This is a genomic window from Neobacillus novalis NBRC 102450 (genome assembly GCF_001591805.1).
GTDB classification, from domain to species: Bacteria; Bacillota; Bacilli; order Bacillales; family Cytobacillaceae; genus Neobacillus; species Neobacillus novalis.
In genome coordinates, this window is the sequence record NZ_BCVP01000027.1 from 22642 (window position 1) to 45247 (window position 22606).

The 22606-nt window shown below is 46.0% G+C and carries 25 protein-coding genes; 18 read left to right on the forward strand and 7 right to left on the reverse strand.

Annotated elements, in window-relative coordinates; all coding sequences use genetic code 11:
- Positions 1-8 precede the first annotated feature (8 nt).
- From BANVL01_RS19225 to BANVL01_RS19245, 5 genes are all read left to right on the forward strand, one after another.
- Positions 9-1241, forward strand: a complete 1233-nt coding sequence (locus tag BANVL01_RS19225) for a molybdopterin molybdotransferase MoeA (RefSeq protein ID WP_066094054.1) — start codon at positions 9-11, stop codon at positions 1239-1241.
- A gap of 15 nt (positions 1242-1256) precedes the next feature.
- On the forward strand, positions 1257-3194 hold the full coding sequence (locus BANVL01_RS19230) for a molybdopterin biosynthesis protein (protein ID WP_066094052.1): 1938 nt from the start codon (positions 1257-1259) through the stop codon (positions 3192-3194).
- On the forward strand, positions 3191-3658 hold the full coding sequence (locus BANVL01_RS19235; RefSeq protein WP_172800884.1) for a molybdenum cofactor biosynthesis protein MoaE: 468 nt from the start codon (positions 3191-3193) through the stop codon (positions 3656-3658). The genes BANVL01_RS19230 and BANVL01_RS19235 overlap by 4 nt, the downstream gene beginning before the upstream one ends.
- Positions 3651-3884 carry a molybdopterin converting factor subunit 1 gene (gene moaD, locus BANVL01_RS19240; RefSeq protein ID WP_066094049.1) on the forward strand — a complete coding sequence of 78 codons (234 nt, stop codon included), beginning with the start codon at positions 3651-3653 and terminating at the stop codon, positions 3882-3884. Before BANVL01_RS19235 ends, moaD begins: the two co-directional genes overlap by 8 nt.
- A 271-nt stretch (positions 3885-4155) precedes the next feature.
- A complete protein-coding gene (locus BANVL01_RS19245) occupies positions 4156-5175 on the forward strand; it encodes a thiazole biosynthesis adenylyltransferase ThiF (protein ID WP_066094044.1) in 1020 nt (339 codons plus the stop codon).
- Positions 5176-5231: 56 nt separating this feature from the next.
- Here BANVL01_RS19245 and modB read toward each other — a convergent pair whose 3' ends face one another.
- Together modB and modA are read right to left on the reverse strand one after the other, a co-directional pair.
- On the reverse strand, positions 5232-5894 hold the full coding sequence (gene modB / locus BANVL01_RS19250; protein ID WP_066094041.1) for a molybdate ABC transporter permease subunit: 663 nt from the start codon (positions 5892-5894) through the stop codon (positions 5232-5234).
- 9 nt (positions 5895-5903) lie between these two features.
- Positions 5904-6710, reverse strand: coding sequence for a molybdate ABC transporter substrate-binding protein (modA, locus tag BANVL01_RS19255; RefSeq protein ID WP_066094038.1), 807 nt, complete (start codon positions 6708-6710; stop codon positions 5904-5906).
- A gap of 138 nt (positions 6711-6848) precedes the next feature.
- On the opposite strand from modA, the gene BANVL01_RS19260 reads away from it, so the two are divergent.
- The 3 genes from BANVL01_RS19260 (at position 6849) to BANVL01_RS19270 (ending at position 8563) form a co-directional block, all read left to right on the forward strand.
- Positions 6849-7784, forward strand: a complete 936-nt coding sequence (locus tag BANVL01_RS19260) for a substrate-binding domain-containing protein (protein ID WP_066094035.1) — start codon at positions 6849-6851, stop codon at positions 7782-7784.
- A gap of 91 nt (positions 7785-7875) precedes the next feature.
- Complete coding sequence (locus tag BANVL01_RS19265) at positions 7876-8175, forward strand: YwdI family protein (protein WP_218010677.1); 300 nt, start codon at positions 7876-7878, stop codon at positions 8173-8175.
- Between the two features lie 16 nt (positions 8176-8191).
- Complete coding sequence (locus BANVL01_RS19270) at positions 8192-8563, forward strand: DUF423 domain-containing protein (RefSeq protein ID WP_066094032.1); 372 nt, start codon at positions 8192-8194, stop codon at positions 8561-8563.
- Between the two features lie 56 nt (positions 8564-8619).
- Here the strand turns inward: BANVL01_RS19270 and gerQ are convergent, their stop codons facing one another.
- Complete coding sequence (gene gerQ / locus BANVL01_RS19275; protein WP_066094029.1) at positions 8620-9123, reverse strand: spore coat protein GerQ; 504 nt, start codon at positions 9121-9123, stop codon at positions 8620-8622.
- A gap of 245 nt (positions 9124-9368) precedes the next feature.
- Positions 9369-10112: a hydrogen peroxide-dependent heme synthase gene (gene hemQ, locus BANVL01_RS19280; RefSeq protein ID WP_066094026.1), complete on the reverse strand. Its 744-nt coding sequence runs from the start codon at positions 10110-10112 to the stop codon at positions 9369-9371.
- 244 nt (positions 10113-10356) lie between these two features.
- Between hemQ and pta the strand changes: the two genes are divergently transcribed.
- Together pta and lipL are read left to right on the forward strand one after the other, a co-directional pair.
- Positions 10357-11328, forward strand: a complete 972-nt coding sequence (gene pta / locus BANVL01_RS19285; protein WP_066094017.1) for a phosphate acetyltransferase — start codon at positions 10357-10359, stop codon at positions 11326-11328.
- A gap of 311 nt (positions 11329-11639) precedes the next feature.
- On the forward strand, positions 11640-12470 hold the full coding sequence (gene lipL, locus BANVL01_RS19290) for an octanoyl-[GcvH]:protein N-octanoyltransferase (RefSeq protein ID WP_066094014.1): 831 nt from the start codon (positions 11640-11642) through the stop codon (positions 12468-12470).
- 75 nt (positions 12471-12545) lie between these two features.
- Here the strand turns inward: lipL and BANVL01_RS19295 are convergent, their stop codons facing one another.
- Positions 12546-13295: an RsfA family transcriptional regulator gene (locus tag BANVL01_RS19295; protein ID WP_066094011.1), complete on the reverse strand. Its 750-nt coding sequence runs from the start codon at positions 13293-13295 to the stop codon at positions 12546-12548.
- A 294-nt stretch (positions 13296-13589) separates the two neighbouring features.
- Here BANVL01_RS19295 and BANVL01_RS19300 point away from each other — a divergent pair, with 294 nt between their 5' ends.
- The 4 genes from BANVL01_RS19300 to BANVL01_RS19315 all read left to right on the forward strand — a co-directional run bounded on the left by BANVL01_RS19300 (position 13590) and on the right by BANVL01_RS19315 (position 16327).
- A complete protein-coding gene (locus BANVL01_RS19300; protein ID WP_066094008.1) occupies positions 13590-13811 on the forward strand; it encodes a YuzB family protein in 222 nt (73 codons plus the stop codon).
- A gap of 320 nt (positions 13812-14131) precedes the next feature.
- On the forward strand, positions 14132-15433 hold the full coding sequence (locus BANVL01_RS19305) for an HD domain-containing protein (RefSeq protein ID WP_066094006.1): 1302 nt from the start codon (positions 14132-14134) through the stop codon (positions 15431-15433).
- Between the two features lie 33 nt (positions 15434-15466).
- Positions 15467-15970, forward strand: coding sequence for a YwgA family protein (locus tag BANVL01_RS19310; RefSeq protein ID WP_066094003.1), 504 nt, complete (start codon positions 15467-15469; stop codon positions 15968-15970).
- A 135-nt stretch (positions 15971-16105) separates the two neighbouring features.
- Positions 16106-16327, forward strand: coding sequence for a hypothetical protein (locus BANVL01_RS19315; protein ID WP_066094000.1), 222 nt, complete (start codon positions 16106-16108; stop codon positions 16325-16327).
- Between the two features lie 129 nt (positions 16328-16456).
- On the opposite strand, the gene thmT is transcribed toward BANVL01_RS19315, so the two are convergent.
- Entirely contained in the window at positions 16457-16642 is a 186-nt protein-coding gene (gene thmT / locus BANVL01_RS19320; RefSeq protein ID WP_066093998.1) for a 2-hydroxymuconate tautomerase, read from the reverse strand.
- A gap of 172 nt (positions 16643-16814) precedes the next feature.
- On the opposite strand from thmT, the gene BANVL01_RS19325 reads away from it, so the two are divergent.
- Positions 16815-17462 (forward strand): site-2 protease family protein, encoded by a 648-nt coding sequence (locus BANVL01_RS19325; protein WP_066093996.1) that lies wholly within the window; start codon positions 16815-16817, stop codon positions 17460-17462.
- A 17-nt stretch (positions 17463-17479) separates the two neighbouring features.
- On the forward strand, positions 17480-17989 hold the full coding sequence (locus tag BANVL01_RS19330) for a YwhD family protein (RefSeq protein WP_066093993.1): 510 nt from the start codon (positions 17480-17482) through the stop codon (positions 17987-17989).
- A gap of 318 nt (positions 17990-18307) precedes the next feature.
- On the opposite strand, the gene BANVL01_RS19335 is transcribed toward BANVL01_RS19330, so the two are convergent.
- Complete coding sequence (locus BANVL01_RS19335) at positions 18308-20374, reverse strand: transglycosylase domain-containing protein (RefSeq protein WP_066093990.1); 2067 nt, start codon at positions 20372-20374, stop codon at positions 18308-18310.
- Between the two features lie 339 nt (positions 20375-20713).
- On the opposite strand from BANVL01_RS19335, the gene speE reads away from it, so the two are divergent.
- Positions 20714-21541, forward strand: coding sequence for a spermidine synthase (gene speE / locus BANVL01_RS19340; RefSeq protein WP_066093988.1), 828 nt, complete (start codon positions 20714-20716; stop codon positions 21539-21541).
- A 63-nt stretch (positions 21542-21604) separates the two neighbouring features.
- Entirely contained in the window at positions 21605-22477 is an 873-nt protein-coding gene (gene speB, locus BANVL01_RS19345) for an agmatinase (RefSeq protein WP_066097132.1), read from the forward strand.
- Positions 22478-22606 lie beyond the last annotated feature (129 nt).

Genomic DNA, 22606 nt, shown 5'->3' on the forward strand with positions numbered 1-22606 from the left:
GAGGAACCATGCAATTTTTCAAAGTAAAAACAGTGGAAGAGACATTTACCTTAATCGCCGAAAAAATTGCGGCCATTAAGCAAACAGAGGTGAGGGAGCTTGATGCCGCCCTCCATTATATTCTTGGCGAGCCGGTGATGGCGCAGGAAAATGTCCCTGGTTTTGACCGCTCGACTGTCGACGGCTATGCTGTTCGGGCCAAGGATACGTATGGTTCCTCCGAATCGATGCCCGGCTTTTTAACGCTTGCTGGGGAAGTCCATATGGGCGAGGTTCCGACTGCGACAGTCAGCTCCGGGAAGGCCGTATATGTCCCCACAGGAGGCATGCTTCCGGCCGGCAGCGACTCCGTTCTCATGATTGAACACTGTGAAGACGTGGATGGCCTCCTCAATACGTACAAGCAAATCGCACCCGGGGAAAATGTCATCCGTAAAGGCGAAGACATTCGCGAAGGGGAAATTCTCCTGGCAGCGGGAACGAAGCTTCGCCCCCAGGAATTAGGGGCACTCGCCTCGTTAGGAATTACTCACGTGACCGTTTTCCGAAAAATAACGGCCGGCTACCTTTCCTCCGGCGACGAAATTGTTCCCTATCAAACGGGGTCTCTTCAAATAGGGCAGATTCGCGATATTAACTATTTAACGATTGCCGGACTTGCAAGCGAATGGAATGTTGAGGTTGTTTACGGCGGGATTGTTAAGGATGACTTTGCTGAATTCAGGCAAAAGGCGTTTGAACTTTATCAGCAATGCGATTGTTTAATCCTCTCCGGTGGCAGCTCTGTCGGGGCCAAGGACTATACAACCGATGTGATTCAATCCTTAGGTGACCCCGGAGTTTTTGTACATGGAATTTCAATTAAACCGGGGAAGCCGACGATTTTAGCAGTGGCGGACGGAAAACCGGTGATTGGCTTGCCGGGACACCCGGCCTCGGCGATGATTATTTTTAAGCTGTTCGGTGAGCGGATATTGCGGACGCTGACAGGCGAGATCCTCGAGCGGAAACCGGAGCGAATTTTTGCAAAAATAACGAAAAACATCCCATCCTCGCCAGGTCGTTCGGATTATATCCGTGTCCGCTTGTTTGAGCAGGACGGTGACTGGTGGGCCGAGCCGATTATCGGAAAATCCGGCTTGATTACCACATTGGTAAAAAGTGATGGCATTGTCGAGATTAGTTCAGAAAAAGAGGGCGTAACACAGGGGGAATATGTACCTGTGATTCCGTCACGGTAAGGGGGGCATGAGAAAATGGATCATCAACACTACAAACGAAAAATTTACTTAGAAGATAAACCCCGTGCCGAAGCCAGGGAGGAAATTCTTGCAGCTTCTAGCCTTACCCCGGAGAAAGAGGATCTCGCTGTCGCTGAAGCCTTGGGCCGTGTGACCGCTGAGCCGATTTTTGCCCGGGTGTCCATGCCGCACTACCACGCCTCGGCGATGGATGGGATTGCTGTTGTCGCCGAACGTACCTATCAGGCCCATGAGCAAAATCCGCTTTATCTGAAAATAGGTGCGGAGTTTTGCTTTGTCGACACAGGAAATGCGATTCCCTCGCCATTCAATGCCGTGATTATGATTGAACATGTTCATGTCGTCGATGAAGAAACGATTGAAATCATCGAACCGGCCACCCCCTGGCAGCATATCCGCCCGATTGGTGAGGATATTGTCCAAGAGGAAATGCTTTTTCCACAGGGACATCAGTTACGGCCGGCGGATTTAGGCGTACTGCTTGCCGCTCAGCAGCTAGTTATTCCTGTTGTCAAAAAACCAGTAGTGGCGATCATCCCAACAGGTAATGAGCTGGTTGATGCGGATTCAGAACTGTCGTCTGGAAAAATTATTGAATTTAACGGCACGGTATTTTCTGGCTTTATTAAGGATTGGGGCGGCGAGCCGAGGCTCCATTCCATCGTGAAGGACGAGCCGGAAAAGATTAAAGAAGTGTTATTGGAGGCTGCGGAAACCGCGGATGTTATTGTGATTAATGCCGGCTCCTCGGCTGGCAGGAAGGACTTCACGGTCCACATTATCGGCGAACTCGGCGAGGTCTATACCCATGGGGTCGCCGCACGGCCTGGAAAACCAACTGTTTTAGGAAAAATAAATGGAAAAATTGTTGTCGGTGTTCCAGGCTATCCTGTTTCCGCATATCTGGCCTTAGAGTGGTTTGTCCAGCCGCTTGTCTGTCAATATTTAAGTGTACCGGTACCCGAGCGACAGAAAGTAACCGTCAAGCTTGGGCGCCGGATTGTTTCATCAATGGGTGCTGAAGATTTTGTCCGCATGAATATCGGCTATGTCGATGGACAATTCGTCGCCAATCCGTTGACAAGAGCAGCAGGGGTAACGATGTCCTATGTCAGGGCAGACGGCCTCTTAATTGTCCCGCCGAATGTCATTGGCTATGAGCAGGGAGAACTCGCGGAGGTCGAATTGCTGCGCCCGCTTGAGGAAATCAAGCAGGCCATCGTGTTTTCCGGCAGCCACGATTTAACGATTGACTTGTTATCGTCGCAGTTAAAGCGGGTGCGGACCGACATGAAAATTGTTTCCTCGCATGTCGGCAGTATGGCCGGCATCATGGCGATTCGCAAGGGTGAGGCCCATGTAGCGGGCATTCATTTGCTTGACCCAGACACAAAGCAATATAATATTTCGTATGTAAGAAAAATTCTAGCCGGGCAAGACGTCGTGCTCTATCCATTTTTAAAAAGGAAGCAAGGCTGGATTCTGCCTAAAGGCAATCCGCTTGAGATTTCCGGTGTCGCTGATTTAGTCCGGGCCGGGGCAAACTTCGTTAACCGCCAAAAAGGCGCTGGCACTCGAATTCTGTTCGATCTGCTTCTGGAAGAGGCAGGTTTGGATCCTGAAGAGATTACTGGTTATGACCGGGAAATGTTTTCCCATTTAGCGGTTGCAGCGGAAGTGAACGGGGATACCTGCGGCGCAGGGCTTGGGATTTACCCTGCGGCAAAGGCGATGGGCTTAGACTTTATCCCGGTTGCCGACGAGGAATATGATTTACTGATGAAGCGCAGCTTTTTTGAAAGTGAACATGGCCGACTGCTCGTGGAGATCCTTCAATCGGCAGCCTTCCGCGAGCAGGTTGAAAAAATCGGCGGCTATGAAGTGGTCAAAAATCCGGTATTGAAGAGTTTGGCCGAAGAGGTGAAATCATGAGGATGTACGAAATTTCCAAAGAACCGATTGAGATTCAAGCGGTAATCGATAAAGTAGTCCAGCGTGAGGCTGGTGCGATAACCACCTTTATCGGCACCGTCCGCGAATTAACGCACGGCAAAAAGACGTTATTTTTAATCTATGAAGCATATGAAGCGATGGCGGTGAAAAAGCTTGAGCAGATCGGCGCAGAGATTGAAGAGTGCTGGGCCGGTTCTCAGGTTGCGATAACACACCGGGTCGGGCGCTTAGATATTACCGATATCGCGGTTGTGATTGCGGTTTCGACGCCGCACCGGGCCGATGCCTATGAAGCGAACCGCTATGCGATTGAGCGGATTAAGGAAATCGTTCCCATCTGGAAGAAAGAGCATTGGGAAGACGGCGAATCATGGATGGGCAACCAGCTCGAGACGGTCTCGTACCCAAGCGGCAAGCCTGAGGAGGGTGATCTAGATGAATAAGGTATTGTTCTTTGCCCACTTGCGCGATGCGGTTGGCGCGGAGTATTTAACGTTGGATGCCGGTGGAAAAACAGTTGCCGAGTTGAAGGATGAGCTTGTGGAAAAGTATGATTTACCGCGTATGGAAACCGTAATGACGGCAATCAACGAGGAGTTTGCATCGAATGACGAGGTCATCCGCGATGGCGACGAGATTGCGTTTATTCCACCGGTGAGCGGCGGTTGATTTTTTGTGGGCAAGGCGGAATTTTTAGATTCGCAAATAAAACGGGGTTATTCGCAAATAAAAGGTAGTTATTCGCAAATAAAACACTAGAATTCGCAAATAAAACCGGAAAATTCGCAAATAAACTTAAATTCCCCTTAAATTTTGCTACTTTTAGAGGGGAAAACTGGCTGGAAAGAAACCAATAAAAGCTATTTTTAAAAAATTGTATTCCAATATCTCCTGAAAGCTCGCCAATTGGCGGGTTTTCTGTTAGAAAAGGGGAAAAAGTATGAACGAACGCTATTCACGGCAAGTCCTTTTCCCGGGAATCGGCCAAGAAGGACAAGCGAAAATTAGCAGCAAACATGTACTCATCATTGGTGCCGGCGCCTTAGGGTCTGGCAGTTCCGAAATCCTCGCGCGCGCCGGGGTTGGCAAACTTACCATTATTGACCGTGATTATGTCGAAGCCAGCAATCTCCAGCGCCAGCAGCTTTATACCGAAGAGGATGTCGCTGAGAAGCTGCCGAAAGCAGCGGCGGCGGAAAAACGCCTGCGAGCGATTAATTCCGCCGTCGAAATCCGCGCGATTATCGGCGATGCCACACCTGAATTGCTAGAAGAACTTGTCGGTGATGTTGACTTGATGCTTGATGCCACCGATAATTTTGAAACGCGGATGATGATGAACGATATTTCGCAAAAATACAAGATACCGTGGATTTACGGGGCATGTGTCGGCAGCTTTGGAATGAGTTTTTCTATCATACCCGGGAAAACGCCGTGCCTCAATTGTTTATTACGCACCATCCCGCTCCAGGGGATGACATGTGATACCGGCGGGATTATTTCACCGGCCGTACAAATGGTCATTGCCCACCAAACGGCGGAGGCATTGAAAATGTTAGTTGAGGACTGGGATGCGGTCCGAAACTCGTTGGTCAGCTTTGATTTATGGCGGAATCAATACACAAGCATGAAAATGTCAAAAGCGAAGTTTGCCGGCTGTTTGTCTTGTGGCGAGGAGCGGACATATCCTTATTTGGACCATGAGAATATGACGAAGACGACGGTGCTATGCGGCCGCGATACCGTGCAAATTCGCCCGTCTTCTGCCGGGGAAATTTCACTCGATCAGCTCGCTGGGCAGCTGAGCGCGCTAGGTTACACCGTAAAAGGAAATCCATATTTAATATCAGTAGAAATCGGCGCCGAACGGATGGTTATTTTTCAAGACGGTCGTGCCCTGATACACGGGACAAAGGATTTAACACACGCCAAGTCGCTTTATCAACGGATTTTGGGATAATTAACTGAACAAAAATCAAACCCGTACCAGCATTGGTACGGGTTTTCCTGTGCTATTTAGCTTTTCCCCCTCGAAAGTTGCACGCAGACTAACATCAGAAATGAGATGCCAATCATGCAGAAAACCCAAAGCCAAGCCATCTGCATGTTGCCCGAGTCAATGGCGACATAGATAGCAGTAGGGGTGGTTTGCGTTTTCCCGGGGATATTTCCGGCGAACATGAGCGTGGCGCCAAACTCACCTAACGCGCGGGCAAAACTTAAGATTCCGCCGGAGATAATCGATTTCAAGGCGAGCGGGATAGAAACAAACAAGAAAATCTGGAACCGACTTGCTCCATCAACCCGCGCTGCATCCTCCACGTCACCATCGACCTCTTCAAATCCGGTTTTAGCTGATTGATACATGAGCGGAAAAGCGACCACTACAGCCGCAAGAACGGCTGCCCACCAAGTAAAAATAATCGGCTGCTTAAAAATCGATTCGATGAATTGGCCAATGGGACTCTTTTTTCCAAAGATCACAAGTAACAGGAAGCCAACAACCGTTGGCGGTAACACTAATGGTAACAGGAAAACCGTTTCGATAATGGCCTTCCCTTTGAACCTTGCCTTCGCCATCCATTTTCCTAAAAATAACCCCAAAATCAGTACAATGAATCCTGAAACAACAGCAATCTCAAGTGAGAGTTTAACAGGATCCCAAAAGTGGTCTGTCATGTTAGCTTTTTACAGTCCTTTAAATCCGTATTTTTCAAAAACGTCCATTGCTGCTTTCGTTTGTAGATAATCATAGAATAGCATAGCTTCTTTTTGATGGCTACTTGCCTTGATGACTCCTACAGGATAGATGATAGGGGTATGGGTCAATTCACTCGCCGTTGCGGCAATCTCTACTTTTTTCGATGTCAACGCATCTGTTTTATACACCATTCCAGCATCAACATTCCCTGTTTCCACATATGTAAGCACTTGGCGTACATCCTTGGCATAGACGATTTTTCCTTCAACAGTGCTCCAGATCTTTAAGTTTCCTAATACCTCTTTCCCATATTTACCGGCTGGTACCGATTCAGGAGTACCGATTGAAATCTTATCTGCTTTTGGCAGGTCTTCAAACGTTTTAATTCCTCTTGCTGAGTCTTTGGGAACAACTAGCACCAATTCATTTCCGACAAGATCAATGCCATTTTTCTTGTCAATTAGATCCTCTGACACTAATTGCTGGAATTTATCTTCCGCTGCCGAGAAGAACAGGTCAACCGGTGCTCCTTGAGAAATTTGCTGTTGTAATGCTCCGGAAGCGCCATAATTGAAGTTGATTTTCACATTAGCATGCTCTTTATTAAAATTTGACGTAATTTCGGTTAAGGCGTCTTGTAAACTTGCGGCTGCTGAAATGGTTAATTCAACCTTCTCTTTAGGTGCTGCTTGTTTTTCTTCAGCCGGTTTTTTACTTTGATCATTAGTGGAGCATCCAGTAATGACAAGTAAAAACATCATTACCGATAAAAATAATAAATAACTTTTTTTCAAATTCATCCCTCTCCTTATAATTAGATATAACTAATTATAACTAGTTATAATTAGTAATACTATGAAAAACATCACAAATTTTTTGCAAAATGCTTTTTAAAAAGTAATGAGATACAATAGAATGAGGAGGGGATGAACATGTCTAAGGAGATTTCCTATACGATAGAAGAGGTTTCGCAGCTGTTAAAAGTATCGAAACTTACGATCTATGATTTGATAAAAAAAGGGGAGCTTCCCGTATTCCGTGTCGGCAGACAAATGCGGATGGATGCAGCCGATTTAGACCGGTATATAAAAAATCAGAAGTCTGCGCAAATGCCCGCTTCCGCAGTTCCTGCTCCGGAATCACACAGAACGGAAATGAGGGAATCCCACAACGTCGTCATTAGCGGACAGGATATTGTCCTTGATATTCTCGGAAAACAGATCGAGAAATGTTCTCCCTATAAGTCACTCCGGTCGTATTCCGGCAGCTTAAACAGCCTCATCTCTTTATATAATGGGGACTGTGATATTGTGAGTTTACATATGTTTGATGGCGATACGGGAGAATATAATCTGCCATATGTTAAAAGAATTTTAACCGGGAACCGATACATTGTCCTCAATCTTGTTGCCAGAAAAGCAGGATTATATGTTAAAAAAGGAAATCCGCTCAACCTTACTTCTTGGACGGATTTAAGTCAGCCGCATATCACGATGATCAATCGTGAAAAAGGGTCGGGAGCAAGAATCCTGCTTGATGAACAGCTTAGAATTCACAACCTTGCATCAAAGTCGATTATCGGGTATGAACACGAGGAAACGAATCATTTAAGTGTCGCTTCTGTCGTTGCGACTGGCAAGGCCGATGTCGGCGTAGGAATTGAAAAGGCGGCAAAAATGGTCGGCATTGACTTTGTCCCGTTAATTATCGAACGGTATGATCTCGTCCTGTTAAAAACGCCTGAAAATGAAACGCTTATCCGGATTGTCAAAGAGATTTTATCGTCTTCATTGTTTCAAACAGAAATCAGCTCTCTGGGCGATTATGATCAATCGCAAACAGGTTCAGTTATATATGAGACCTTTTAATGTTGACAAATTTTGACTTGTTTCACGTGGAACAGGAGAATATTGTCGAAAGAAGAGAAACAGAAGGGAAATGTTTGAAGTGAATATACCTGTGCAGACATTATTAGCAAAAATAGATGAAGAATTAAAGCTGGCGAAAAGTAGTGCCAAGCAGGAAAGTTTGCGGGAAAAGATTTACTCGATTAAAATATTATGCGAATTGATTCTTGACGAAAAGCCAGCGGCGAATTCGGAAGTGCGATTCAACCAAGCTGCTCCTGTTATCACGCAGGAAGTTTTTCAGCAGCCGCAGCTGAATCAGCAAGTTTTCCAGCAGCCGTCCACGCTGCAACAAGGGAAAAAAATAGAGATGGACGACGAGGCGAACGGCGATTCGTTACTTGATTTTTAAAATGGAGGAATTATAGATGAAAGCATTTATTATTGTGGGCGCCATCAATGCCTTTGTGGCCGTTGCGCTTGGTGCCTTCGGTGCACACGGGTTAAAGGACAGGCTCGATGCGCATTATTTAGAGATTTGGAAAACCGGTGTTACCTATCAAATGTTCCATGCGACAGGGATTTTAATCATTGGGATTCTTCTTGGGAAGGCAGGTGCTAGCTCGTTATTCAGCTGGTCGGGATGGCTAATGCTTGCAGGGATTATTTTTTTCAGCGGCAGCTTGTACCTATTGAGCTTGACGAAGGTAGGCGTCCTGGGCGCAATTACGCCAATTGGCGGCGTTTGTTTCTTAGCCGCATGGATTCTGATGATTGTTGGCGCAGTGAAGAACTTTTAAACTTTTTCAAAAAGAAAACACCAATTGTGCGCCAATTGGTGTTTTTATGGTTTCACTTATCTTGGTGGAAAGGTGCTTAAGGACGGGGCACCACCGAATGCAGACTCATACTCGATTTCTTCCGCAAATGTAATGTAGTCAACGGCGACCATTGGGATAAGGTAACGTGTTCCTTTCTGGGGATCACTTAAGATGACATGATCCCTTCCTGCCGCTTCAATAATCCCGGTAAATTCCTTCGCATTCCATTGGGTGTTCCCTTCAAAAGTTGCAAAGACGTGGACGAGTTTTCCTTTGTTTAAACGTAAAATGTTTTCGATGTATGACTGCTCAATTGGCAGCATGCCTGGCACTTGGGCCCCTCCAGCTGGTGGAGCCGGGAACGTCACGGGCCCACCAGCTGGTGGCGGGAATCCCCCAGATGCAGCTGGTGGAAATTGCGGAAAACCTTGCTGTTGAGGCATAAAACCCTGCCCCCCGCCTGCCATAGGCTGTGCCCCCTGCTGTCCAGCTGCACCGGTATAGGGCTGAAATCCCTGTTGATTGTAATATTGGCTCATCTTTTTCCCTCCTAAAAATGATTAACGAATGGCCCAACATTCTATTCATACTCCCTAAACCCCAAATCGGTTCCAGTAGGGCATGGAATAAATCCCTCTTTTCTCACCTCTCTTTGATGAGGTCCCTGGGTTTTAAAACTTAAGACTCGCTGTTTTATTAGTATGAGGGGAAAGGATGAAATATGACTTGTTTATCAGCTAGAAAAAGCAAAAAAGCTCCCAAGCCGAAGCCTGAGAACTTTTTTTTAGACGTGAAGGAAATTGGATACGCGTTCTTCCTCCAGCAGATTACCGACAAAGAAGGCACCGAATTCACCGTAACGGGCACTTACTTCATCAAAACGCATTTCATAGACGAGCTTTTTAAATTGGAGAACATCCTCGGCAAACAAGGTCACGCCCCATTCATAGTCATCAAAACCAACGGAACCAGTGATGATTTGCTTTACTTTCCCTGCATATGTACGGCCAATCATCCCGTGGCTGCGCATCATGCTGCGGCGCTCTTCCATCGGCAGCATGTACCAGTTGTCATTGCCCTGGCGGCGTTTATCCATTGGATAGAAGCAGACATGCTTTGTTTTTGGTAATGTTGGATACAGGCGTGCAAGGACTTGCGGATTTTGGTATGGATCCTCTCCTCCTGGCAGGTAGTTGCTGAGCTCAACAACCGAAACATAGGAATGAGCCGGAATTGTGAATTCAGCCAGTTTCGTTTTGTTGAATTCGGTTTCAATTTCATTCAACTCTTCCATTGTTGGACGAAGGATCATCATCATAAAATCAGCCTTTTGACCGACAATTGTATATAAAGCATGGCTGCCTTCTTTACGATCTTGTTTTTGATTCCATTTTTCTATTAGGCTTAAAAACTCATGAATGGCTGCCTGGCGCTCGTCACTAGAAATCATTTTCCAAGTCGTCCAATCCACCGTACGGAAATCATGAAGGCAATACCAGCCATCAAGTGTTTGTGCTGCTTCACTCATTATAATCACTCCTAAATGATAATTCTGTTTATAACTATATCATAGTTTGACCAAGAGGCGAATGAATAAACCTCTCGTTCACGGCAAGTGGTTATTTTTATCAAAAAAAGGTAATAGTAAAACGGAGAGTGCCATTTTTTAAAAAAATTTATCAATGAAAACGCTGTCTGTGACTACTTTGCTTGAAATTTTACCACGGTAAAGTATGCTAATAATGGAGTTTGTTTAAGGAGGAGGGTTTAGTGTGAGTGATTTATTTGAAGGTTTAAAGGGTAAAATTTCCGGTCGCGAGTTGAAAATTGTGTTTCCAGAAGGATTGGACGAGCGGGTTGTCCGTGCAGCTGGCCGGTTGGCTGCTGAAAAATTACTGACGCCGATTTTGATTGGCAATATTGAACAGGTACAGGCAAAAGCGGCAGAGGTCGGCGTTTCGCTAGAGTCTGCGGAAATCTATGATCCGGCGAGCTATGCAGGCATGGATGAATTAGTTGCTTCGTTTGTCGAGCGCCGAAAAGGGAAAGCAACCGAGGAAGACGCACGTAAGATTCTCCTCGATGAAAACTATTTCGGGACGATGCTTGTGTACTTAAATAAAGCGCATGGTTTGGTGAGTGGCGCGGCCCATTCAACCGCGGACACGGTGCGCCCGGCGCTGCAAATTATTAAGACAAAGCCAGGCGTCAAGAAAACATCCGGTGTGTTCATCATGGTACGTGAGGATGAAAAATACGTATTTGCCGACTGTGCGATTAATATTGCCCCTGACAGCAATGATTTAGCGGAAATCGCTGTGGAAAGTGCGAAAACGGCGGAGATGTTCGATATCGAGCCGCGGATTGCGATGTTGAGCTTTTCAACGAAGGGTTCAGCTAAATCGGAGGAAACAGAAAAAGTGATTGAAGCCGTGGCGGAGGCGAAACGCCGTGATGCAACGCTAGTGGTCGACGGAGAGTTTCAGTTCGATGCTGCATTTGTTCCATCGGTGGCCAAAAGTAAGGCGCCCGGTTCTGTCTTGCAAGGCGATGCGAACGTGTTTATCTTCCCTAGCCTTGAAGCTGGTAACATTGGTTATAAAATTGCTCAGCGTTTGGGTGGATTTGAAGCAGTTGGCCCGATTTTGCAAGGCTTAAATGCGCCAGTAAATGATTTATCACGCGGTTGTAATGAAGAAGATGTGTACAAGCTCGCTTTAATTACCGCGGGGCAGGGTTTGTAAGAGATTTGGGGCTGGTCCGGGTGTGGGCTGGCTCCTTTTTTCGTAACCTAATGGTGATTTTTTTACAGAAAATGTCTAATTAGCCAAAAGGGGTCGAAAAATAGCCATAACGAGTGAAAAGGTAGCCAAAACCCCTCAGAAAATAGCCAAAACAGGTGAAAAAATATCCAAAACCCATCGAAAAGTAGCCAAAACAAAAAAACGCCTCCTTTCAAACGAAAAAAGTGAGTCAAGTTTTCAAGAAACGTATATTTTTCAAAAGTTCTACCTCTCATTTGATATAATTATTTAAAAAAAGAGGAGATCACAACATGGAAGACTTACTGCACCAGCCCGAGTGGCGGATCATTGACCAGTCCGCGGTCGGGATCCATTTTCAAGCAATTCAATCGTTCGGCACCGACGATACTATCTGTGCCTCGGTCGGGGCGGGCGAGGCGCCGGCGACGGCAAGGACATGGGTTCATCACAATACGATGGTCCTTGGCATCCAGGATACAAAATTACCGTTCTTGCAGGAAGGGATGGAATTTCTACAGCAGCAGGGCTACGAAGTGATTATCCGGAATTCCGGCGGCCTAGCGGTCATTCTGGACGAAGGTGTCCTTAATATCTCGTTAATTTTTCCAGAGGCTGAAAAAGGGATTGATATCAATCGCGGCTATGAAGCGATGTGGCAGCTGATTCAAAAGATGTTTGCTGATTTCCCGTACGAGATAGAGGCCAGGGAAATTGTCGGCTCCTACTGCCCGGGCAGCTATGACCTTAGTATCAATGGAAAAAAGTTTGCCGGCATCTCCCAGCGCCGCCTCAAGAAAGGGGTCGCGGTTCAGATTTATCTCTGTGTCAATGGCAGCGGCAGAAACCGGGCCGAGCTTGTGAAGCAATTTTACCAGCGGGCGAAACAAGCCGAACAAACAAAATTCGTCTTCCCGGAAATTGTCCCTGAGGTTATGGCTTCGCTTTCGGAATTGCTGGAGACCGATTTCACGATTGCCGATGTGATGCTGCGTCTATTAAACCAGTTAAAGGCGAATAGTGATTATTTATATGCAGGGCAATTGAATGAGTTCGAGCTGGGATTATTCCCCGGTTATTTTCAGAGGATTGTCGAGCGGAATGAACAGGTAAAAAGGCCGTAAACCCATTCAACAGGGATTTACGGCCTTTCTATGATAAAGATGCTGCGCTTTATTCTCTTCTCCTAATGCTATCGCTTATTCAGCGACTTTCTCTAGATTCCCGTTGCGGTCCATTTTGAACTTTGTCGCTGGTCTTTCCTCTTCTTCAAATAAGACAAGCTTTCTAGCCCTGTTCATGATTTTCATGAGTGTCTCGTAGTCTTCCTGAATGGTTTCGGAATTCTGTTCGAGTCCGGCAATCTTTGCAGCCATTTCCTCGTTTTGCTTTCTTAGCTCTGCCATTTCCCTTTTCAATCTTTCATTCTCACTTTTTAATGCTTCATTTTGCAGATTGGCATGATGAAAGTTTTGCAAATAATTAATGACTGAATCGAGCGTGAGTCCTGTTGTCGCCGGCTGCCTGTAAGTCTGTGTTACAGCTGGTTTTACATACGTTTCAGCGGCAAATTCAAGGGTCATTTCCGGCACTTCAACAGTAGTTTCCAGCGGCATTTCGGCTGGCAGCGGCAATGTTTCCATTTCCTCTGCCGCGGTGGTAACAGTTTCCGGCGGACTGTACAGCAGCTTTTTCTTGCCGCCCTGGTCCTTGCCCAAAACTCTTTGTCTTTGTTTCCGCTGCTTTTTGGCTAACTGCAATGCTTTTTCATAGCGGTGGCGGACGACGGCGTTCCATCTGAAGCCGCAGGCCGCGGAGGTCCGGTTCAGCTTGTCCCCTACCTCTTCAAAGGCGTTCAGCTGTGTACTGCCTTCGCGGACATGCCGGAGGACAGTTTCGGCCAACAGCAGATCATTCTCATCTGTCCATGCGTCTTGACGAACTTTCATATTTTTTCAACTCCCTAATAAAATTTTCCAATTAACGGTGTCAGACATGATCCTGACGATTTTTAAAAGTTCTAGTCTTATCATGGACAAGTTTTTCACGCTTTATACCAAAAGGAATGAAAGGATAGTAGATTTTTTAACTAAAAGATTTATTATCGCTCGAGCGGATTGCTAAAGATTGCAACTTGCATTGGCAAATGAGAAAATGTAAAATACCAATGGAGTTAACCAGTTTTTAAAATCCTTGAAGGATTAAATAAATATAGAGATTGACCGTAGAAAGGGTTGTAACGAATGTCGAATGAATTTCGTGTTTGTGATGATTGCCAGGCCGTGAATTTGAAGACATTAATCCCTCGCTTGAAAGATATCGATCCGGATGCCGACATCAAGATTGGCTGCCAGTCCTATTGCGGACCCGGCCGGAAAAAAACCTTTGCCTTCGTTAATAACCGCCCAGTTGCCGCATTAACGGAAGAGGAATTAATGGAAAAAGTCAGCAAAAAGATAAAATAATCACCTCAGTCTGAGAGCTTGGGTGATTTTTACTTTTTATGGGATTTGGTGTCAGGCACCATTTTCCTTTTTGTGGTATATGGTGCCTGACACCCAAAGCAGGTTGTCGAAAAATCCTGCGGAATTTTGCTGAAAAATAGGTGGATTTTAGGATATAATAGGAACAAGAAAAGCGGAAGCGCCTTGCTCAGCCTCAGGCATAGCACAAGACGAGCCGGACGAAAGGTTGCTTTTTAACCTTTTGGCCGGATTGGCTTGTGACCTCGAGGGGCTAGGCGAGAAGAGCTAGCCAAGCAAGTATATGAGGAAGAGGGAAAGCAATGGCATATTCGGCGGAAAAACTATTCGAAGAAAAGGTATTTAAAGACCCTGTCCATCGCTACGTCCATGTGCGCGACCGGGCGATTTGGGATTTAATTGGAACGAAGGAGTTTCAGCGCCTCCGCCGGATTAAACAGCTTGGAACGACCTTTTTGACCTTTCACGGAGCGGAGCACAGCCGCTTTAACCACTCGCTCGGGGTCTATGAAATTGTCCGCCGCATCATTGATGATGTGTTTGCCGGCAGGCCGGAATGGGACGATAATGACCGGCTTCTGACCCTATGTGCCGCCCTGCTCCACGACCTCGGGCACGGCCCCTTTTCTCATTCCTTTGAAAAGGTGTTTGATTTTGATCATGAGGACTTTACCAGGAAGATTATTTTAGGAGAAACAGAGGTAAATGAGATTCTCTTGAAGGTCGGCCCTGATTTCCCTGCTAAAGTAGCCGAAGTGATTGCGAAAACGTCGGAAAAGAAGCTGGTCATCAGCCTGATTTCAAGCCAGATTGATGCCGACCGGATGGATTATTTGCAGCGGGATGCGTATTTCACCGGTGTCAGCTATGGCCATTTTGACATGGAAAGAATCCTAAGGGTAATGCGGCCGCGGGAAGACCAAGTCGTGATCAAAAAGAGCGGGATGCATGCGGTTGAGGATTATATCATGAGCCGCTACCAGATGTACTGGCAGGTATACTTCCATCCGGTATCAAGGAGCGCCGAGGTAATTTTGACGAAAATCCTTCACCGCGCCAAGCAACTGTTTGAAGAAAACTATGCTTTTAAATACGAGCCGCTCCACTTTACGTCTATTTTTCATGGCCGGGTAACATTAGAAGACTATTTAAAATTAGATGAATCTGTTATTTTATATTATTTTCAAATTTGGCAGGAGGAAGAAGACGCTATTTTACGCGACCTTTGCCGGCGTTTTGTCAATCGCAATCTGTTCAAGTTTGCCGAATTTGACCCTGCGAAAGAATACAAGAAGCTCGCCGAACTGAATTCCTTATTCAAAAAGGCAGGTATTGACCCGGAATATTATTTGGTTGTCGATTCGTCTTCGGATTTGCCGTATGATTTTTACCGGCCCGGTGAGGAAGAGGAGCGGCTGCCGATTCATTTGTTGATGAAAAATGGAGATTTACGGGAGTTATCACGGGAGTCGGAGATTGTCGATGCGATTTCTGGAAAAAGAAGAACCGATCATAAGCTTTATTACCCGGCTGATTTTATTTGGGATGACTCGACGAAAAAGAATCTTAAAAGACAAATACGGGCGCTTTTAGAGATAGAATGAGTGTTGGTTAATTGGAGTAGGAGATGACGAACGTTGTTAAATGATCATGCGAAGCTGATGCAGGCGATTATGGTTTCCGGTGAAATTACCGGCAGAAAAAAGCTGCAAAAGATGATATATATTGCGAAGAAGATTGCTTTTCCCTTTCAGGAGCGGTTTCAGTTTCACTTTTACGGTCCGTACTCGGAGGAGTTGACGACAAGGGTGGAAGAGTTGTGTAATATGGGTTTTCTCGATGAAGTGAAGGAGAAAAAGGGCGGCTATTTTCAATATCGCTACACGCTGACGGATTCCGGGAAAGAGTTTTTGAGCCTGAATGAGGTGGAAATGCCGTTTTTGCAGGATTGCCTGACCGATATGAACGGGCAGAATGCTAGATTCCTCGAGCTGGTTTCAACGGTATTATATTTTGATAATCTTTCAAAAGCGGACGTTGCGAACAAGGTGTTTACGTTAAAAAGCAGCCAGCGCTACACCGAGGCGGAAATCGATGAGGCGTATCGATATATTGAAACCTTGAAGGTGAAAATTCAATAAGTTTTGTCAAAACCGCTAGGAGCGATAAATTCCGGGCGGTTTTTTTGTTGCGGAATTTTCAGTCAAACCCATATTCATTTTTTTGAAAATTTGCTATGATTTGTCTATCGAGTAAATGAGGGAGGCGGGAGAGCAGTGATTATTTGGGTTAGTATTTTTTTAATAATACCACTTGCCGGAATTATTACGAGTCATTTAGAGAAACAGTCTAAAATAAAGCATGAAATAATTAAAGATCAACTCGAACTTGAAAAGTTAAAACATGAAAACTATTTGGTCGAAACCGACAAAATGAGACTAGAACTCGAAAAAATGAAGATTGGAAATTCAAACGATGAGTCAAAATTTAAAGGATAATATAAGTGTGAATTCCAAATTTGAATTCACACTCTTTTTTTTGTCCACCCCAGGAAGACAAATGTCCACGGAGGGTGTCAGGCACCATGTGAAATTTTCACATGGTGCCTGACACCCTTACAGCTTTTCTTATTTGTCGCTTGCGCGGACGCCGCCGACGGCGTAGTGGTTTTTGCTCATTTCTTCGATGAAGACGGTGATGTTTTCTGTTGGGGCGCCTGTGGTTTCGCTGACGGCGGCAGTTACCTTTTCAACTAACGCCCGCTTTTGGTCCTCGGAACGGCCTTCGATCATTTTTACGGTTACATATGGCATGATGTGTTTCCTCCTTTAAAATTGTCCAGCTCATAACAGTTTTTCACAAACAAAGAAAAAGTGCAATCACCGTCAGCGCATTTGCTTTTCTTTTTTGAAGCCGTTTCATGTATACTAAAAGAAATATAGAGTGCGGTGCCCAAGCCGTTTTCATGAGGAAGGAGAAACACTATTGGAACGATTTCTTGCCTACCCGCTTCAGGAGATTCCCTATGTAGTGATTACGCTTATCATTGCGTTTACGTTTCACGAATTTGCCCATGCCTTTGTTGCCTATAAATTCGGCGACATGACAGCGAAAAACCAAGGTCGGCTGACGTTGAATCCAATCAAACATCTTGACCCGTTCGGAACCATCTTAATTTTGATTGCCGGCTTTGGCTGGGCCCGTCCGGTACCGGTCAATCGCTTTCACTTTAAAAAGCCGCGCCTGGCAGGTGTGCTCGTGTCGGTTGCAGGGCCACTCTCCAATTTGGTATTGGCGGCGATCGGCTTTATGATTAACTTCGGGATAAATCGGTTCGGAGCGGCATCAGACAATTTTTATCTTTTTCTAGAGATATTTATCTGGCTCAACATCGTCTTATTCGTTTTTAATCTGCTGCCGCTCCCGCCCCTTGACGGCTATCGGATTGTCGAGGATTTAGCCCCTAATCAACTTCGGGCAAAAATGACGCAATACGAACAATATGGCATCTTAATTTTTTTAATATTAGTCATTACACCATTAAATCGATTTACCATTCAGCCTATGTTTCAAGAGGTCGTTCCCAGGGTGTGGAATGTCCTTGGTTCTTTCATTAAGGGGTTAATTTTATAAGGAGGCCTGCAGCAGCAATGGATGAAAAAAAGAAAAAGCTTGGTTTTAATATTATCAAAAGTGACCCGACAGACGGGCATAAGGGCTATGGCAAGGGCGCATTAAGTCTTGATAATGTCTCGCCTGTTATTATTGATGTCAACGAAGGCACGGCCGAAATTGATGTCGGCGCCATGCATGCCCGCAGTGTCGTCGAAAAAGGGATAAAATTTTTAAAAACGGAAGAAGAAGTACCGAACGGGAAACCGTATTGGCTTGTGTGGGTGACGATTGACCGCAAGCCGGAAGGACCGTATTATGCCGGGGTGACCGCCTGCTATATGACCGTGGACCGGGAAATCCGGCGCGGCTTCAAATCACTGCCGGTACATGTCAACAGGATGGATAAGTCGTTAAAGCGCCATATCATCGTCGACGAGATGGATGCGAAGTCGAAGCAAGTGCTGGCGGATTTCCTCCGTGGGCATAATGAAGTATTGTGGAATAATTCCAATGATGAACTGAAAAATGGATTAGCAGCAAGGTAAACATTTTTCAAAAGTGGATAATTACTTATGGTTTTTTTGAAAAATAGATAGTATTATTAGCATTGTGTGAATACACGTAAAACTAGGACAAGAAAAGCTCCGGGGGAATTCCTCCGGAGCTTTTCTATTTTAAAATACAAAAATTTGTAAGTTTCGACTTCGAGAATTGTCCAGCGCAAGCGTCCCTAGCGGCTAGTGTCCTTCACACTCCGCCCTACGATAAGTCAACATCGATAAACGAAGTTCATCGTGTTTCCTTTATCTCAGTTGGAGTGCTCCAGGCCATACGCCGCTGAACAGGGCGCTTGCGCTTTTCTTTTAACTCCATGGCATTATTTTTTTATACCATGGTACTTTTTTGTTATTCTTCTGTTTCTTAGTGTCTGGATCCGCATTCTTTAGGTGATCGGTGCAATATTCCGTTGGTTCGGTGCCGGCGACAAAATAGGTGAAGCGCCGGACCGGGCAGTCTTTTGTTGCCAGCTTGCCGTTCGCGGGGGCAACGTAAACGCCGATAACCCCCTCTTTCGGCGCCGTAAACGCCTTGACCGGCTTGCCCTCTAAAGCCTCCTCCATAAAGCCCGCCCAGATGTTTTTCGCGTATGTCTTTTCGGCCGTAAGCTCAATCGGCTTGCCGATATCATAGCCCGCCCATACAGCCGTAACGAGCTGTGGCGAATAGCCAATCATCCAGCTGTCCGTTTCCGTTGATCCCGATTTTCCCGCATAGGGCCGCGTTAAATCGTTGATGATTGTGCTGCCGGTGACCTTGGCGTAGCCGTTCAGCTTTTTATCGAAAATCCCCGTCAGCATTTGCGTCAGCACAAACGCCTTGGCCGGATCCAATACCTTTTTTGCCTCCTGTTTTTTTTCAAAAATAACATGGCCATTATAATCTTCGACTCTTGTAATCAAGGTCGGATTAACCCGCTTCCCGCCGTTAGCAAGCAGGCTGTAAGCATTGGCCATTTCAATCACACGAACGCCTGAAGTCCCTAATGCCAGCGACGGAACCTGCGCCATTTTTGTCGATAGGCCAAAGCGCTTGGCCGTTTCGATTAACGACTCTTCTCCTAAAAATAAATGCGTCTTGACGGCAAAGATATTATCGGAGACGGCGAGCGCCTGTGCCAGCGTTATTTCGCCGTCTGCATATTTGTTGTTAAAGTTATGGGGTGTATAGTCGGCCTGGCCATCATCAAAATGAAAGGTCGTATACTCGCTTCGCATTGTCGATGATGGGGTAAAGCCCTGCTCAAGCGCCGCGTAATAAAGCAGCGGCTTGATGGTCGAGCCGGGCTGCCTTATCGCTTGGACGGCCCGGTTAAACGGACTTTTTTCATAGTCCCGTCCGCCGACCATCGCTTTTAGATAGCCATTTTTCGGATCCATTGCGACTAATCCCACCTGAATTTCTGACGAGCTGGAAACGTATTGCTGGATTTGCCTTTCCGCTGCTTCCTGCTGTTTCAAGTCAAGGGTGGTAAAAACCTTTAAACCGCCGAGGGCAATCGTGCGGTCGTCAAGATGTAATTGATTTTTCAAGGCATTTTTGACGGCATCCTGAAAATAAGGGGCGACCTTAACCTTTTGGGTTGTGTGGATGCCCGTTAACGTGAGCGTCTGTGCTAACGCTGTTTTTGCCGTATCTTTTTGAATGTAGCCATTTTTCACCATTGTTGCTAAAATAATCGCCTGCCGGCGTTTGGCGTTTTCCATTGAGGCAAGCGGTGAGTAGAGGCCGGGCCCCTTCGGAATTCCCGCCAGCATGCTTGCTTCAGCAAGGGTTAAATCCGCCGCCTTTTTGCCAAAATAATATTGACTAGCCGCTTCGACACCATATGCACCGTTGCCATAATAGATCGTATTTAAATAGCCTTCAAGAATGTCGTTTTTCGAGTAATTCATTTCAAGGCGGATGGTATAAAAAGCTTCGTGCAGCTTGCGGTTCCATGTTTTATCGTGTTCGAGAAACAGATTCCGTGCGTATTGCTGGGTGATCGTGCTCGCACCCTGTACCTTGGCAAAAGCTTGAATATCGGCAAGAACAGCACCGGCAATCCGTTTAAGGTCAAAACCATGATGGCTGTAAAAACTTTTGTCCTCAATCGAAACGGTCGCATTCACTAAATCCGGTGAAATATCCTTAAGACCGACCCAGTAGCGCTTTTGGCCGCTGTTACTCTCACCAATCAGTGTCCCATCATCGGCGTAGAAAAGCGTTGATTGCGGAACAGCGAGCGGCGGCGCCCCCAAAATTTTTGCATAGGCAAGAATGCCAAGGAATAGAACAAGCATACAAATCATGCCTATCAAACTGATGATAATAAATGCCCGCAAATATTTAACTGTCTTCCTAAACCCGTGATCAGTCATGATTTCCACTGTGTTCACCCCCGGCTAAAAATTTAGATAGTAATAGTATTGAAAAAATAGACTTATTTTAAACATTTTCTTAGGGATTTCATAAAATTTTGCTAGACTTTTTTTTCCGTTTGTAATTCAATAGGTTGGGTAGTATAAAAAAGAAAAGCGGAAGCGCCCGTTTAGCGGCGTATGGACTGGAGCGCTTCGACTGAGATAAAGGAAACACGGAGAGCAGAGCGCATCCGATGTTGACTTATCGTAGGGAGAAGAGCGAAGTCCACTAGCCGCTGGGCGCTGGAGCTAGACAGTAGTCGAAGTTCATTACCGAAAATAGGATAAAATGGAAGGAAGATGGAGATGTCAATTTGGTTTACAGAAAAGCAAACTGAAAACTTTGGTATCACAATGAAAGTAAATAAAACCTTACATACAGAGCAAACGGAATTTCAAAAGCTGGATATGATTGAAACCGAAGAGTGGGGCAACATGCTGTTATTAGACGACATGGTGATGACTTCTGTTAAAGACGAGTTTGTTTATCATGAAATGGTGGCGCACGTTCCATTATTTACGCACCCAAATCCTGAGAATGTGCTTGTTGTCGGCGGCGGCGACGGCGGTGTGATCCGCGAAGTGTTAAAGCACCCAAGCGTGAAGAAAGCAACGCTTGTTGATATTGATGGCAAAGTAATCGAGTATTCAAAGAAATTTTTGCCGGAGATTGCCGGCTGGCTTGAAGACGAGCGCGTCGACGTTCAGGTGGGCGATGGCTTTATGCATATTGCTGAAAGCGAAAATGCTTATGACGTGATTATGGTGGATTCAACTGAGCCGGTCGGTCCTGCCGTTAACTTATTTACAAAAGGCTTCTATGCCGGGATTTCCAAGGCGTTAAAGGAAGACGGAATCTTTGTTGCTCAATCCGATAACCCATGGTTTAAGGCAGATTTAATCCGAAGTGTACAGCGCGACGTGAAGGAAATCTTCCCGATTACCAATTTGTACGTAGCCAATATCCCAACGTACCCAAGCGGCCTCTGGGCATTTACCATCGGTTCGAAGAAATACGACCCATTAGCAGTAAGCGAAGACCGCTTCCACGAAATCGAAACGAAATACTATACAAAAGAGTTGCACAAAGCAGCCTTCGTATTGCCTAAATTTGTTGGCGATTTAGTGAAGTAAAATGGCGGGGGGTCAGACCCCCAGTGATGGGGGTCTGACCCCATGAAAGAAGGAGATGCAATGATGCGTTTTGATGAAGCGTATTCGGGGAATGTCTTTATTAAGAGTCACCCGAATTTTGAAGAAAGTCAGGTTGTGTTGTACGGGATGCCGATGGATTGGACGGTCAGCTACCGCCCTGGATCCCGGTTCGGCCCGTCGCGTATTCGCGAGGTGTCGATTGGCCTCGAGGAGTATAGCGTCTACCTCGACCGCGAACTTGACGAGGTAAAATATTTCGATGCCGGCGACATTCCGCTGCCGTTTGGGAATGCGCAGCGCAGCCTGGATTTAATTGAAGAGTTTGTTGATCAGATTCTTGCGGCTGGCAAGTTCCCGCTTGGCATGGGCGGGGAGCATCTCGTATCATGGCCAGTGATGAAGGCTGTTTATAAAAAATATCCAGATTTAGCAATTATTCATTTTGACGCCCATACCGATCTGCGCGAAAATTATGAAGGCGAGCCGCTGTCCCACTCGACGCCGATTCGTAAAATTGCTGAATTGATTGGGCCAAAAAATGTCTATTCTTTCGGCATCCGTTCCGGGATGAAGGAAGAATTTGAATGGGCAAAGCAAAATGGCATGCACATTTCTAAATTTGAAGTACTCGAGCCATTAAAGGAAATTCTGCCAACGCTTGCGGGAAGGCCTGTCTATGTCACGATTGACATCGACGTATTGGATCCCGCCCATGCCCCTGGAACAGGGACAGTCGATTGCGGCGGCATCACCTCGAAGGAACTGCTTGCCTCCATCCATGCAATTGCTCGATCCGAGGTAAACGTAGTCGGCGGTGACCTTGTAGAAGTAGCGCCAATTTACGACCACTCCGAGCAAACAGCAAACACAGCAAGCAAACTACTTCGCGAAATGCTCCTCGGCTGGGTAAAATAGGTAATTGGTGCCTGACACCACTTGGGAATTAAAGGAAAATGGTGCCTGACACCATCTGGTAAAAATAGCTAACAAGTGCCTGACACCTAAGGTTTGATGCCCTCCCCATCGTAGGGGGGGCATCTTTTG

Coding starts and splice junctions, on each gene's coding strand:
- BANVL01_RS19225 (WP_066094054.1), top strand. CDS start 9: ATGCAATTTTTCAAAGTAAAAACAGTGGAAGAGACATTTACCTTAATC.
- BANVL01_RS19230 (WP_066094052.1), top strand. CDS start 1,257: ATGGATCATCAACACTACAAACGAAAAATTTACTTAGAAGATAAACCC.
- BANVL01_RS19235 (WP_172800884.1), top strand. CDS start 3,191: ATGAGGATGTACGAAATTTCCAAAGAACCGATTGAGATTCAAGCGGTA.
- moaD (WP_066094049.1), top strand. CDS start 3,651: ATGAATAAGGTATTGTTCTTTGCCCACTTGCGCGATGCGGTTGGCGCG.
- BANVL01_RS19245 (WP_066094044.1), top strand. CDS start 4,156: ATGAACGAACGCTATTCACGGCAAGTCCTTTTCCCGGGAATCGGCCAA.
- modB (WP_066094041.1), bottom strand. CDS start 5,894: ATGACAGACCACTTTTGGGATCCTGTTAAACTCTCACTTGAGATTGCT.
- BANVL01_RS19260 (WP_066094035.1), top strand. CDS start 6,849: ATGTCTAAGGAGATTTCCTATACGATAGAAGAGGTTTCGCAGCTGTTA.
- BANVL01_RS19270 (WP_066094032.1), top strand. CDS start 8,192: ATGAAAGCATTTATTATTGTGGGCGCCATCAATGCCTTTGTGGCCGTT.
- gerQ (WP_066094029.1), bottom strand. CDS start 9,123: ATGAGCCAATATTACAATCAACAGGGATTTCAGCCCTATACCGGTGCA.
- hemQ (WP_066094026.1), bottom strand. CDS start 10,112: ATGAGTGAAGCAGCACAAACACTTGATGGCTGGTATTGCCTTCATGAT.
- lipL (WP_066094014.1), top strand. CDS start 11,640: ATGGAAGACTTACTGCACCAGCCCGAGTGGCGGATCATTGACCAGTCC.
- BANVL01_RS19295 (WP_066094011.1), bottom strand. CDS start 13,295: ATGAAAGTTCGTCAAGACGCATGGACAGATGAGAATGATCTGCTGTTG.
- BANVL01_RS19300 (WP_066094008.1), top strand. CDS start 13,590: ATGTCGAATGAATTTCGTGTTTGTGATGATTGCCAGGCCGTGAATTTG.
- BANVL01_RS19305 (WP_066094006.1), top strand. CDS start 14,132: ATGGCATATTCGGCGGAAAAACTATTCGAAGAAAAGGTATTTAAAGAC.
- thmT (WP_066093998.1), bottom strand. CDS start 16,642: ATGCCATATGTAACCGTAAAAATGATCGAAGGCCGTTCCGAGGACCAA.
- BANVL01_RS19330 (WP_066093993.1), top strand. CDS start 17,480: ATGGATGAAAAAAAGAAAAAGCTTGGTTTTAATATTATCAAAAGTGAC.
- speE (WP_066093988.1), top strand. CDS start 20,714: ATGTCAATTTGGTTTACAGAAAAGCAAACTGAAAACTTTGGTATCACA.
- speB (WP_066097132.1), top strand. CDS start 21,605: ATGCGTTTTGATGAAGCGTATTCGGGGAATGTCTTTATTAAGAGTCAC.